The 12,851-nt window shown below is 61.5% G+C and carries 8 protein-coding genes and 5 pseudogenes; 4 read left to right on the top strand and 9 right to left on the bottom strand.

Annotated elements, in window-relative coordinates; all coding sequences use genetic code 11:
- Positions 1-664 precede the first annotated feature (664 nt).
- A pseudogene (locus E3O67_RS14160) lies at positions 665-898 on the top strand (transposase); the annotation flags it as partial.
- Positions 899-988: 90 nt separating this feature from the next.
- Here the strand turns inward: E3O67_RS14160 and E3O67_RS14155 are convergent.
- On the bottom strand, positions 989-1,657 hold the full coding sequence (locus E3O67_RS14155) for a proline dehydrogenase family protein (protein WP_241979240.1): 669 nt from the start codon (positions 1,655-1,657) through the stop codon (positions 989-991).
- Positions 1,658-2,277: 620 nt separating this feature from the next.
- Here E3O67_RS14155 and E3O67_RS14150 point away from each other — a divergent pair.
- A complete protein-coding gene (locus E3O67_RS14150) occupies positions 2,278-2,664 on the top strand; it encodes a TipAS antibiotic-recognition domain-containing protein (protein WP_198417173.1) in 387 nt (128 codons plus the stop codon).
- Positions 2,665-2,942: 278 nt separating this feature from the next.
- On the opposite strand, the pseudogene E3O67_RS14145 reads toward E3O67_RS14150, so the two are convergent.
- From E3O67_RS14145 to E3O67_RS14135, 3 genes and pseudogenes are all read right to left on the bottom strand, one after another.
- Positions 2,943-3,650: pseudogene (locus E3O67_RS14145) on the bottom strand (ATP-binding protein).
- A gap of 38 nt (positions 3,651-3,688) precedes the next feature.
- On the bottom strand, positions 3,689-5,251 hold the full coding sequence (gene istA, locus E3O67_RS14140) for an IS21 family transposase (protein ID WP_135102981.1): 1,563 nt from the start codon (positions 5,249-5,251) through the stop codon (positions 3,689-3,691).
- 378 nt (positions 5,252-5,629) lie between these two features.
- Positions 5,630-6,487 (bottom strand): pentapeptide repeat-containing protein, encoded by an 858-nt coding sequence (locus tag E3O67_RS14135; protein WP_134429610.1) that lies wholly within the window; start codon positions 6,485-6,487, stop codon positions 5,630-5,632.
- A 585-nt stretch (positions 6,488-7,072) separates the two neighbouring features.
- Between E3O67_RS14135 and E3O67_RS14130 the strand changes: the two are divergent.
- A pseudogene (locus E3O67_RS14130) lies at positions 7,073-7,741 on the top strand (transposase); the annotation flags it as partial.
- A gap of 79 nt (positions 7,742-7,820) precedes the next feature.
- Here E3O67_RS14130 and E3O67_RS14125 read toward each other — a convergent pair.
- The 4 genes from E3O67_RS14125 to E3O67_RS14110 form a co-directional block, all read right to left on the bottom strand.
- Positions 7,821-8,315: an SRPBCC family protein gene (locus E3O67_RS14125; RefSeq protein WP_135102980.1), complete on the bottom strand. Its 495-nt coding sequence runs from the start codon at positions 8,313-8,315 to the stop codon at positions 7,821-7,823.
- A 413-nt stretch (positions 8,316-8,728) separates the two neighbouring features.
- Positions 8,729-9,481, bottom strand: a complete 753-nt coding sequence (locus tag E3O67_RS14120) for a DUF4386 domain-containing protein (RefSeq protein WP_135102979.1) — start codon at positions 9,479-9,481, stop codon at positions 8,729-8,731.
- 80 nt (positions 9,482-9,561) lie between these two features.
- Complete coding sequence (locus tag E3O67_RS14115) at positions 9,562-10,743, bottom strand: molybdopterin-dependent oxidoreductase (RefSeq protein WP_255575890.1); 1,182 nt, start codon at positions 10,741-10,743, stop codon at positions 9,562-9,564.
- Between the two features lie 430 nt (positions 10,744-11,173).
- Positions 11,174-11,701, bottom strand: coding sequence for a TetR/AcrR family transcriptional regulator (locus E3O67_RS14110; protein WP_198417208.1), 528 nt, complete (start codon positions 11,699-11,701; stop codon positions 11,174-11,176).
- Between the two features lie 119 nt (positions 11,702-11,820).
- Between E3O67_RS14110 and E3O67_RS14105 the strand changes: the two are divergent.
- Positions 11,821-12,434 (top strand): annotated as a pseudogene (locus tag E3O67_RS14105) (IS256 family transposase); the annotation flags it as partial.
- A 105-nt stretch (positions 12,435-12,539) separates the two neighbouring features.
- On the opposite strand, the pseudogene E3O67_RS17550 reads toward E3O67_RS14105, so the two are convergent.
- Positions 12,540-12,674: pseudogene (locus tag E3O67_RS17550) on the bottom strand (IS982 family transposase); the annotation flags it as partial.
- Positions 12,675-12,851: the final 177 nt, after the last annotated feature.

Below are 12,851 nucleotides of genomic sequence, written 5' to 3'. Positions count from 1 at the left end.
GAGGGCCTCCGTGGCATCGACTTGAGTGTGGTAACCCAATCGATACCGGAGGTCCTCACCTTTTTAGCTCACGCCACGCTCACAACCTCCGTGGGAAGAACACCTAGCGAACGATGACAACTGCGGTGGCCTAATCCACAACATGCGATATGGCCTCGATAGCTCTATTCAACCCAACGCGCTCTGGACCCGTTTCCGCTCTTGCTCAGGGCGCTGTCAATCTCTTTCTGCGATGCGTTCACGCCACCACGCTGACACAAGTTCATCGACAGGCGGGAACCCGCTGGCAACTTTCATGAACGACCCTCCATGAGACAGATGAGGCAGTTAATTCAAGAATCTATGAAGTTGGTCGGTAAGTGGCGGTGTTTTGTGATGGCTTTGTGGCGGTTGCGCCGCACCTCAAGGGGGATTCACCGTTCGCCTTGGCATGAGTTGCTGATTTTCGGAATGGTTCCTGCGTTGGTGCGTGGTCAGGCAGGGTTGGTGGTGTCCGCTTTGGTCTTGATCTGCAGGGGCTCGCCAGATTGGGTCGCTTGCGTTGTGAAGTTGGCCCACGCCCTGTCCTCGATGCTGAAGGTTTCGAGGAGGTGGCTGAGGACGGCGTCGGTGACGAGAGCGACCCGTGCGGGGTTTTCGTCGATTGTCTCTTTGACGTCCTCGCCGGCGATCCCGCATCCCCGCGTTCGTGAGGCTCCAACGAAGCATCGTCAAACACCGTGTTGCGATCCTCGCCTCGATCGAACACAGTCTCTCCAACGGCCGTATCGAATCCATGAACACCAAGATCCGACTCCTGACCCGCATCGCGTTCGGCTTCACTTCACCTGACGCCCTCATCGCCCTCGCCATGCTCAGCCTCGGCGGCCACCGACCAGCGCTCCCCGGCCGCAAATAACCCACGGAAGAGTCAGGAGAGCCGTTTTTGAGCTACTTACGCTTGTGCGTAATCCGGTGTCCGCGAACCAGAGCGAGTCGGCGCGCAGCCTTATCGCTCAGCATTGGCAACACGATCAAGATTGCTCGGCAAACGGTGCCGGGAGCACGAACCCAATATCGGCGATGGCTTGGATTGCGCGCTCGGGGTGCTCTGCGATGCGGTTGAGGACGTACGCCACCACTCCGGGCCATAAACGATGTACTCTCGCGTCGCGAAGCCCTGCTGTCGAAGTGAATCGAGCAAGTCGTCTCCAAGCCCTTGGAGCATTTCGAACTCCACGTGCTCCTGTCGCAATTCTTCGCCTAGCTCATCGTGAAGTCGCGCAACAAGTGCAGCGTCGTGGGTAGCGAGGTTAACGCGGTGCCCAGATCCCATCAACTTTTGCGCGATTTCCAGATACGCGGTCGTCGTGGCTGTGGAATTTCGCGAGAATGCGACTGATTCCGGTTCAAGATATGCGCCTTTCACTAGGCGAATCGCGCCTGGACGGTCAATCAATCGATCAAGATCCGTCGACGTGCGGTGCAGTCTGGCTTGGAGCGTGATCCCGGTCTCTGGGAACTCGTCCGAAACCTTTTCGAAGAGAGCGAGGGAAAGATCCGTTCTGTCGGATCCTTCTGCCGGAGCCCACGTGTGAGAGGTCGAACGAGATCGTGGCGGTCTCAGGGATTGTTCCGATAAGGCTTGCCAGATCAATGAACTCTTGAGTCTGCGCATCGGCCGTATCCGCTTGGCGAACTGACTCTCCAACCAGTTCGATGCTCCCGGCATGCCCCCGAATGGTGTTAAGGCGAAGGAGATCAATGGCATCTGCAGCATTCTCGCCAGCGATGTATCGTCTAGCCACTCGGGCAGCGCATTGTGCAGCCACTGGATTCGCGAGCACTTGAGCCTTCATCTTTTCGTCCAAGGCCCAAGTGCGCAGGATGTCCGCCGCACTGGATAGTGTGATCTCGCTCAATTCCATGATTTGAAGATACGGCAAAGTCCCGCCCCGAATAGTGCGCAGACAGGCCGCAAAATATCCCTCGCCTACAGCTGCAAAATCTTCCGTCGTGAGCCCGTTCCTTCAAGAGTGGAACGACTTAGTGGATAGTTTCGGGTGCAGAGCCCGGGGTTGGCACCTTCGAGGAAAGCACAGTAGAGCCTGATAGAATGATCTGATGATTATCGGTGCAATCCATGGTGGCCCTGCCTAAACCCGTTCGAGCCTTCGGCAATTTGTCCACCCGTTGAGGGTGCAGACGCAACTGAACCTGCTCGGGCGAAGCGTTTTGGTGCGCCAACATCCATGGATCCGCGGCTTTCGCGCCGCCTACCGCTAATAAGGAACAACTTTGTCAATCGACTCTTTCAGCTCGAAATATCTCGATGGATGCCGCGAGGCACTCGAGGAAGAACAATCACGAAGCCTCGCCGCCACTAATTACTGGGAAAAAGTGGACCGGGCGTTAGTCCACAGAGACTGGGACGCTCTGTACCTGAAAATAGCGCCTCTCGTCGACAGCGCCGCCTTCGGCAGTGAGCAGGTACAGTCCCTGATTGCCGCGCACTACGACATCGCGTGCAGGTTTTACGTCCCGACCGCGCGCGCGTACGTGGGTATGGCGCTTCACTATCAGGAGAATGCCGACATGGCTGCTTTCCACAATGCCTACCAACCGGGCCTGGCAGCGTTTCTTGCTGACGCAATGAGCATTTACGCGCGGACGACCTTGACGTAGGACGGTCTAAAGCGAGGAGTCCTTCTTCACAAGAGTCTGACTCCAGGGCGAGGCCGGTCAGCGGCAATGGCCGACCGGCTTCGCTCACTTGGAGACTCGCTAGGCGCGGAGTCTTTTCGAACTGGCAACTAGCGACGTGGTCCAGAAACGCTCGTTTACGAGCTGGTGAGTATTTGAGGCTTTGAGCACCACTCAATCGTGCGGTTCAGTACCACCGATCGTGCGAGAGAGCACCAGTGGTGGTCTGGCTTAGCACCACTGATGCTCCTCGTCACGGACTACGCGGTGGTGAGGGCCGTGTGCTCGCGCATGTTGTAGTTGCCCGTTTCAACCCAAACGGTGTTGTGGATGATCCGGTCCATGATCGCGTCGGCGTGAACACCGGAGCCGAGGCGCTGGTGCCAGTCCTTCTGCGAGTACTGGGTGCAGAACACCGTCGACGTTTCCCCGTAGCGGCGCTCCATCAGCTCCAGCAGCATGCCGCGCATCGACTCCGTCGGCCGGTCCAGCAACCACTCGTCAATGACGAGCAGGGTGAACGCGGCATATTTGCGGAGGAATTTCCCGGACCCGCCGGAGCCGTCTTGGGCGGCGACCCACGCTTCCTCGAGGTCGGGCATGCGGACGTAGTGCGCGCGGATGCGGTGCTCGCAGGCGCGCTTGGCAATCGCGCAGCCCAGATACGACTTCCCCTACCCGGTGAACCCCTGAAAGACGACGTTCTGTTGCCGGGACACGAACGAGCAGGTGCCGAGCTGAGTCAGCAACGGACGGTTCAGGCCGCGCTCGTCGAGCAGGTCAATGCGGCGCATATCCGCGTTCGGATAGCGCAGCCCTGCCCGTCGGATCAGCCCGGCGACCTTGGCGTGAGTGAAGGTGGAGTAAGCGTCATCGACGACCAGCCGGACCCGTTCTTCGAACGTCAAACTGATCGAGAGTGTTTCGTCCTGGGTGTCGATCGCCTCGAGCAGCTCGCTCGCGTTCATCTCGCGGAGCTTGCGCTTGGTCTCCCCGTCCAGGCGGCTCAACGGGTCCCTCCGGCGTAACAGGCGCTGCCGCGGACGTAGCCACGATCATCGCCCTCAGGCTCCTCCGGGATGAGGCCGGTCTTGTCCTGCCCGGTGTCGAGGATCGGTCTCAGGTGTGCATACCGCGGTGACCGGATCGGCCCTCGAAGCGCCATCGCGCAGGCTGCTTCGACCCGGGCCGGGGAGAACCGGCGCGAGAGGCGCAGCACGGCCAACGCCGGTTCGAACCCGGCCTCCTCGATGGAGACTGCTTCGAAGATCTTGCCAATCACCGTCACCGTGGCCGGGCCCGTCCGGGCTGCCCAGTCGTTGATCCGGTCCCGGTCCCGGTCCCAGGCCTGCCAGCTGCGCCCCTCGGGCAAGTCCGCGTCGTTCGTTTGATACTGATTCACCGCGCTGGCCGCCAGCAGCAGGTGGCAGGTCAAGCGTTCGTCAGCCCGATAGACCTCCAGCATCGTGTCCGTCACGCGAAGGTCAACGAGAGCGCCGATGTGGCTGAAGGGGACGGAGTAGAAGTTCTTGGCCCAGACCACGTGGGCGTTCTTGTTCACCTTGCGCCGGTAAGACCAGGTGCTGATCTCGAACGGGACTGCCGGCAGGGGTTGCATCAGCGGGAGCTCCTCGGTGGTGAACACGCTCAGTCGGGAGCCGTCGCGTTTTTGGAAGGGCTGCCGGTTATAGGCATCGATCTGCTGCCGAATCCGTTCCCGCAACTGCGCCAACGACGTGAACTGCTCGTGCCTGAGCCCCGCGATGACCCAGGTCGCAACGTGAGACACCGTGTTCTCAACACTCGCCTTGTCTTTTGGGGCCCGGACTCGGCCCGGCAACACCGCGGCCGAATAGTGCCCCGCCATCTCGCGGTAGGCGTCGTTGAGAACGACCTCTCCCTCCCGAGGGTGGGAGATCACCCCGGTTTTCAGGTTGTCGGGCACCAGGCGCGGGACGCTGCCGCCGAAGAAGGTGAACATCGCCGCATGAGCGCGCAGCCACGACTCCTGGCGCATATCCAGGCTCGCTTCGACGAACGCATACCGGCTGAACGGCAGGCACGCGACGAACAAATACACCTTCGAGATCTCACCCGTTGTCGGATCCAACAGCTGTATCGTGGGACCGGACCAGTCGACCTCGATGCTGCGGCCGGCCTTGTGGCCAACGCGAGACGACGCCCCGGTCACGGCGGCGTGCTCGCCATAGAGCCGGCAGAACCGGTCGTAACTCATCGTTGCCTGCCCGGCGCGAGAAGACGCGTCGACATACTCCTGGTGCAGCAGCTTCAACGTCACCCCGACCCGGGCCAGCTCGGCGTGCACCCGAGCCCAGTCCGGCTGCGCGAACACGCTCTCCCGGACCCCGCGGCCAGGAAACAACGCCGAATACACCTCGCCCTCCGACAACTCAGCGACGTCAGCCCAGCCCAGACCTGCCAGCTCGGCCGCGTCGAGGACCGCCTGAATGCTGTGCCGGGACATCCCCTGAGCGGACTCGATCGCCCGCCGAGACAAGCCCTGATTACGCAGCTGCAACACCAGCTTCGCTTTGATCTTCCGTACCATTACCGGTACTCCTTCCACCGTGTGGCCATCCCACGGTGGAAGGAGCTTTTCAGGTGGTGCTCAACCACGCCGACAGTGGTGCTGAACAGTGCGAATCATGGACCTGAACAGTGGTGCTCACCCGCACCCCAGGTGGTGTCCACAGGAGCCAATATTCACTGGCGCGCGCGCCGCTCATGGGCAGCTTCACAAAGGTGTCAGAACTGCTGTCCACGAAACTGCTCGGAATCAAGACTCGGAAAAGGGTTTTGAAATGAACAGGGGTTTTGACACCCTTTCTGACGCTATGGGAAGTCAGCGATAACATCGCTAGCTCTTTACCTCTTCCCCACCCGTGGAAGTCCGTCGTTGTCCACCTACGCCGATTCCTCCCAGCGCCTAGGCGAGCCAGTGCTGCGGCCGGGCGAGGGCAGCCGGAAGGACGGTGGTGCCGTCGCCCTGAGCGGCATCGACTTGTAATTGTGTGAGAAACAGCGCGTTCGAGAGGTCCGCTCCCTCGACGCGTGCGTCGCGCAAATCTGCACCGAGCAAGTCGACGCCCGCCAGGTCGTTTCGCCGAAGATCCGCAGCGATGAGGTAGGCGCCGCGGAGATCGGCTCCGCACAGACGAGTCGATCGCAGGTTACGACCGACCAGGTCCACTGACGGATGCAAGTTGGCGCTCTCGTCGGCTTCAGCGCCGGCGGTATAGCCGCCGCGCGCCTCCTCGCTCACACCGATCAGCGCTTGCCGGACCTCTGCACGAATCCGCTCGACATCAGTCGCGAGGATCGCGGATGCTTCGCCGTCCAGGGCTCGCTGGATTTCGCGTCGAAGTTGCGCCACCGGCCCTAATCGATCCGAGGTCGTTGCCCGTTCGGCGGCTTCGACGAGATACCAGAGCATCTCGTGCAGTTGCCGAACGACAGCAAATGCACTGAACATCTCGGCACTCGTGTCGGGGCGTTCCTTCCAACTTGTTCCACCGAACAGATTCTGCGACACGTATTGGCCCGCACCGAAGCAATCGAATACGGTGCACCCGCGAAAGCCTCGTGCGCGCAAGGAATCATGGATGGAGCAGGAAAAATCGTCTGCCAAATTCAGGCATGGGGTGCCCGCGGGCTTGTTGATTGGAAAGTCGGCGGACTTTTGAAAGCCGAAAGCTGTGCAGCAGAGTGCGAAGCAGTCAGCGCAGTTCGCGCGGAGGGTTGAGCGGTCGTCAGTGCTCGCGTCGGAAGAGTCTGTGGACGTCATGAGTGAACGGTCTTTCTGAGGTGGTTTCGAGAGGGGGCCAGGGTGCAGGGGAACTCCGCAAGGAGCTCCCCTTCCGGGCACACGAAATCACCGCCCCTCGTTCGAGGAGCGAACTGGTGTCGCTGAAGGGCCTCTGGGTCACAGAGAGAAAGAGAGTTTCACTGATGGCAGGCTAACACTTTGAGTGCCTGGCGGGGATGCGGATCTGCTGTAAAGCTGGCGAAAACCTCTAAGAATCGTGTTCTATCCAAAATTGATCGATATTGAGCATGTCGAAAGGCCGATCTCCCGCTGCAGAATTCGGACGTGGCAATGTGGTCACAACTCGTTGCCGCAATCAAACGAAGTCAGGGGAGCGATCTGATGAGTGAATCGCAGCGATCTGAACGCCCACAGCGCTCAACGCCTCCTCGATGTCGCCACTGAGCTCAACGAGCGGCCCCGCAAAACCCTCAAACGCAGCACCCCGGCTGACCTGCTCAGCGAGCTAGTCTCGAGGAAGAAAATAGCCCCTGTTGCTTCCACCGTTTGAATTCGCCAGTTCGAGCATGCGGTTATGCGACGTAGTTATAAGAATCGCCGCGCCATCCGGCGGTGCTGGATCTGCTGCAGCGCTACCCGACGCCAGCGGCGATGAAGGCCGCTGGCCCAGCCCGACTTGGCAACCGGCTGCTGAAGTTGGCACCGCGAATGGGCCGGCGCCTCGCGGATGAGATCACTCGGGCGCTGGGCGAGCAGACCGTCGTGGTGACGGGCACGAACGCGACCAGCGTCGTGCTCCCCAAGCTTGCCGAACAGCTCGCCGCGCTCCGCCGGCAACGGGACGAGATCGCCGTCGAAGTCGAGCGGCTCGTGGAGGCTCACCCTCTTCACCCCGTCCTGATCAGCATGCCCGGAGTCGGGATCAGGACCGCAGCCAGACTCCTCACCGAAGTCTCCGGCAAGGACTTCGCGACCGCCGGCCACCTCGCCGCCTACGCCGGCCTGGCCCCCGTGACCAGGCGCTCCGGCAGCTCCATCCGTGGTGAACATCCCTCCCGGCGAGGCAACAAGATCCTCAAACGGGCGCTATTCCTCTCGGCCTTCGCCGCCCTCCGCGACCCGGTCTCACGGGCCTACTACGACCGCAAGATCGCCCAGGGCAAGCGCCACAACCAAGCCCTGATAGCCCTAGCCCGACGACGCTGCGACGTTCTCTATGCCATGCTGCGCGACGGCACCCTTTATCAAACCGACCATCAACTCGCGGCTTGACAAAAACATAGGGGCACCCCCCTGTCCACGCCATGACCACAACGAAACACGGAAAAGCATAACTGAACGGTACTAAGGCTTAGAGGCCGGCGAAAGCCATGCGACGGGCAATCCACCTCAGGGATGCACTCGTTGACCGCTGGCGATGGGCAGTGCCAGTAGAAGCGCGCTCAAGACGATCGAAAATATCCTCGATCACGCCGCTATGCATTGGCAGCACGAGCGGCCTCCAAAGCACCCGCATGACACCGGAAGCTTCGGCGTCGAGCTCGTGGCGAACACTGACACGATCGCCCTCCTGGGTGACGATGAATCGGTGGGTGCCGTCGAGCCCGATTGAAGGATCGAACCCGAACACCACACTCTGACCCGGATTGTGCTCGAGCACGCTGTAGCGAACGGAGCCGTGACCCCCACGCGAACCCGGGCGCAGGCCCTGATCCAAGATCATGGGCGGCGTGAGATCAGTCACCCACCAATCGTCCTGTTCGCTCGCAAGCGTCTCTAATCGCCGCCCGACAGCGCTTGCTTTCTCGACGAATGTACGGACGTGAACATCAGTGACTCGTGTCATGACAAACCTTTCGTGTGTTTTCTGGCGCCAGGATTGTGCAGAATGGCGGCGCTCACTGCGAACGCTGCATCTTCAAGCCAGTCGCGATTTGGATTTTGGTGATGATGGCGTGCCGAACGGTGGTATCCGGCACGTCGATAAGGGCAAGGGACGCCCTGCCCTCAGCCCTGGGGTGATGACGCCGAATCGCGCCATGTTTTGCCGGCCGACGGCGGCCTAGATTTTGAGGTTCAGTGTTGCGAGGTCGGGGCCCAACCTCGTAAACGAGGAGCCCAGAAACTCTCCTTCCGGCCAGATGGCCCTAGAAAACCGGATGGACGGCGCAACCGAAACAGAAACACCACCGGCAGCAAGGTCGGCTTCACCGCCACGCCCACCGCCAGAAACTTCAGGTCGATCGGCGAGGACCCGGCTCAGTCAGGTCGACCGGTGGACCGGTGGACCGAGGCTTCTCGGGCGGCTGGGGTGAGAGAAGGAACGGGAGTGCTGAGAATGCTCACTGGGCGAAAGCCTTTCAGGATTAGCCACAGCGCGAGAGACAGCTCCCAGGCGAACACCGGGAGCGCCACGACGAGGCCGAGGGTAGAGAACTGCCCGTACAGGCCGAGCATCACGGCGATGGCGGAGAGGCTGATTAGCGCGCCGCCGACAAGACCCAGTACGGCAATGCCCCGTGGCACCAGGCGGGACGAGTACATCAACGAAGCCAGCAGCAGCGAGGCGGCACCGAGAGCGAAGCCCGGCCCGAACAGGTATGTCCAGTCTCGCAAGGCCACAAGCGTAGAGCCGATGGTGGACAGGGTGGCCGGGTCGGCGTCTGGGGTTGCCTCGAACTGCTGGCGGAGCGTAACAATCGCCAGCAGACTAAAGGATCCAACGAGTATGACTGCTGCCTCCAGCACACGCGCAGCGACGAATGCCAGGGCTAGGCCCTCATGCTGCCACTTCAGGATCGGGTACAGCGTGATAGCGGTGGCCACGGCGGCAATCACTAAGAGCAGTTCGAATAGCAGACCGAGGAGGATCGAACCCTCGGCGCCGGCGCCGGTGATGTAGTCGGCCCCGTTCAGGATCGGGCTATAGAAAGCAACTCCCGCTATTGCGGCCACCTCAGTCAGCAGGAAGAACACTCCGGCGGTGACGGCGGTGGATCTGTACAACTTCATCATGATCCCTTCATCTATTCAAATTCTTGACGTGTGCGACGTACTCTTCAGAGAGGGAGCTTACGGTGTACACCGTGTGCTTACCTTTTCTTTTCGACGCGTCGGGTGCCTCCCTCGCCGGCCACCACGAAGGCGGTCAGCCCCGCCAGCAGCGCGCACAGCGGCGAGAAAATCAGTAGATCAAGGCGAAAGTAGGGCACTTTCGTGCCGCGAAGAACCGCAATGGTGGAGCCGGTGGCACCCGCTAGGGCGCGGAGGGCCGTCAAGATGACGAAGAGGCGCAAACCCGCTCGCTTGCGCGGCGCAGGCCTGGACAGCCGCGACCGCCCAGCAAAGTCGAGCAACAGGGCTGCCACGCCCGCAAGGGGGACCGGCACCAACGCAATTGCGGCGGGGTGTGGCATTGCCGTCGTGTCTCCTACGACCCGACGCGCCAACGACATCTCGTCGGTACCGGGCCATCTGCCCCCAAGGGCCCAGTACGCGTGCACCGATGCAATACTAGCTACCAGCACGGCGGCTACGGCCGCTGCCGGGCGTTGAAAACGAATCCCCTGGGCGGCGTCTCTGCGTATAGCCGGAGGCGAATCGGCAAGAAGTAAACTGCGTTCGGCGAGGACTGCAGTGATTGGAATAAGCGCGCGGTACACCCGCCTTAAGATCCACGCGGGTATCCATTTGTGACGTTCTTCAAAGGCCACGCGTGCCCGCAGGTGTTCCTTCGAACCGAGGATACTCCGCGGCTCCTGATTGTGAAGGACAAGTCGTTCCAGGTGCTTCACGCTCTTATAGCCATACTGTCCCGGGCTGACGAGACGTAGCGGCGCGCCGTGACGACGGTCGAGGGGCTGCCCGTTGAGACTGGTCGCAATGAGCACATCGGGGCCGAGTAGGTCCTCGAGCAGGAAGACGGCGCTGTGCCCGTCCAAGCCATCGACCGTGATGAACGTGGGAGCCGCGCCCTCCGCGAGAAGCGGGCTGATGATGTCGTTCCAGACGTCGCGCATACTAACGCCCTGCCAATGGAGACCCTGAGTGGTCCAAGTGGTGACGCAATGGAAGTCATTTGTCTGGGAACATTGCGGCAGGGCTGCGAGGTCCATTGACTTGAGAACCAGCGGAGCTGCGAGACCTTCGCCGTCGATGTCCAGTTGAAGATTCCCCGTGAGCGGCGGTGACCGCAGCGGATTGTCTGCAAAGCGAGGGAAACCACGGAGCAGACGCTGTCCTGGTGGCAGGCCGGATGCTCGCCGGGGCCGCATTTCGAGCAGTACAGAGAGCAACTCACCGGCGAACGGTCTTCTCACGTGGTCACATCCATAAGATTGTCATGGAGACGCCAGCCGTCTCGCATCATGCTGCGCCGATGGCTTATGGACAGCGACGGGAAGAAGTAGCACCCACTGCGGCAGGGCAAGTACACGGCTATCAGGTTGAGCTGGAACGCGAGAATAGGGAAGACCGCGGCAACGAGCCCGCTACCTGTGGGGAGAACAATGCCTAAGTAGAGCGGGGTCGACGCACCGAGGACGCGGTCGACACCCACCAGGTGCCAGACCGCATGCAGCGCGCGCTTCGGTATGTCGGCGACTGCTGAGCGTAGGAGGAGTCGGGCGGGGTCGACCTGGTCACGTAAAAGGTGAATCGCGGCCACCACGGCCGCCACCGACCCCGTACGATTTGACCAAACATTCATCGTGTCTTGATCCCGGTCACGACCATCGCCGCGAGGTGGCGAGGAAGTTCAGGAGTGACCGGCGCGCCAACCAATCCCACATGGAAAAGCACAGTGCCCGCCAGGCTGTCGAGGATGAGCTCGACGGGCACGTCTGCCACGAGCTCGCCGCGGGCGGCAGCGCGGTCGAAAACCTCAACCAGCCGCGCCTTCACGCCGGCGAGTAAGTCCTCTCGGATGCGCATCCGCAATGCTGGCTGGTCCGCGAAGTCAGCCAACAGGCCAGGGAGCGCTACGGCTGCGGCAGGCGCGGCGAACTCGTCCACTAGTCTTTCGACGAGGATCGTGACATCGCCGATCAATGTGCCCGTATCCGGAATGGGGTCCGCATCCGCAGAGGTGAACACAGCCTCGTAGACGAGTTCCGGCTTGCCCGACCATCGGCGGTAGATCGCATCCTTGCCAACCCCCGCTCGAGCGGCGACCCCAACGATCGTGAGGGCACCGTACCCGGCGTCGACTATAAGCGCGACGGTGGCGGACAAGATTGCGGCGTGCGTTCGTGAATCGCGCGGGCGGCCATGTGTTCGGGCGGGCATGGAATATACCATACCAGACGTTCCGTTTCGATTACAAAGCAGGTCGACCTGGCGAACATGACCACGTTGGTGACAGCGAGAACGAGGGCTTCTGGACGGCGTTTCTGCGGTCGTTGAAGACCCGCGGCCTCGACGGGGTGAAGCTGGTCATGTCTGACGCTCACACCGGCCTGAAGAAGGCCATCGGGACCGCGTTCCAGGGCCACGGCTGGCAGCGCTGCCGGGTGCACTTCATGCGCAACGTCCTCGCCGTGGTCCCGAAGGGATCGCAGGAGATGGTCGCCTCGATCATCCGCACCATCTTCGCCCAGCCCGACCGTGAGCACATCGAGAAGCAGTTCCGTGAGGTGACCACGATGCTCGGCCGCTCGCACCCGAAGGTCGCCGCAATGCTCGTCGACGCGCAACCCGACCTACTCGCCTTCGCCGGGTTTCCGAGGCGACACGGGCGCCAGATCTGGTCCACGAATCCGCTCGAACGCGTCAACAAAGAGATCAAACGTCGCACCGACGTCGTCGGCGTGTTCCCCAACGCCGCGGCCCTGCTGCGCCTGGCCGGTCGGTCCTGATCGAGCAGCACGACGAGTGGGAGGCCGGCGAACGACGCTACTTCTCCGAAGCATCAATGCTCGAGCTGACCACCATGAACAACCCCATCGAGTCCTCGACGAGGCGGTGATCCTCCCCGAACTCGCCGCCGCCTAAACTAAAACCACTGACCCGCACAGTGTCGAGAAACTCCACCACTCCGCGGGACGTGACCTTTTCGGTCCGAGGCTATGTCGAGCAAGTGTTGGGCGACGATAGGGCAGAGCAGCTCAATATCGGTCAAGGCCGGTGGTCGCCCGGGTCGGCCCTGTCTGGAGAACCTCAGCGCGGGGATGATCCGGTCGTCTAGATGGACGTACAGAGTGGTCAGGAGACACCTTCACTGCCCATCGTTAGAGAAAGGGGAGCTCACCGCGACTGCAAGACGAGTTTCGCCTTGGGTCAAGTCCAAATGCGTGGTGTAACGCGTTTGCCGCGTGATTCTTGGATTTCTAGGCGCTGAGGGCGCCGAGTTCGGTTGTTTGTTCCTCCTTGTCGGTCGGGACGA

It is taken from the genome of Cryobacterium sp. TMT3-29-2 (assembly GCF_004564305.1).
Classification (GTDB): domain Bacteria; phylum Actinomycetota; class Actinomycetes; order Actinomycetales; family Microbacteriaceae; genus Cryobacterium; species Cryobacterium sinapicolor.
Note: the sequence above shows the minus strand (reverse complement) of the source record. Positions and strands in the feature narration are given on the sequence as shown.

Excerpts from the sequence above, each read along its gene's own strand:
- E3O67_RS14125 (WP_135102980.1), bottom strand. The coding sequence starts at position 8,315 with ATGACACGAGTCACTGATGTTCACGTCCGTACATTCGTCGAGAAAGCA.
- E3O67_RS14120 (WP_135102979.1), bottom strand. The coding sequence starts at position 9,481 with ATGAAGTTGTACAGATCCACCGCCGTCACCGCCGGAGTGTTCTTCCTG.
- E3O67_RS14155 (WP_241979240.1), bottom strand. The coding sequence starts at position 1,657 with ATGCGCAGACTCAAGAGTTCATTGATCTGGCAAGCCTTATCGGAACAA.
- E3O67_RS14115 (WP_255575890.1), bottom strand. The coding sequence starts at position 10,743 with ATGCGGCCCCGGCGAGCATCCGGCCTGCCACCAGGACAGCGTCTGCTC.
- istA (WP_135102981.1), bottom strand. The coding sequence starts at position 5,251 with ATGGTACGGAAGATCAAAGCGAAGCTGGTGTTGCAGCTGCGTAATCAG.
- E3O67_RS14135 (WP_134429610.1), bottom strand. The coding sequence starts at position 6,487 with ATGACGTCCACAGACTCTTCCGACGCGAGCACTGACGACCGCTCAACC.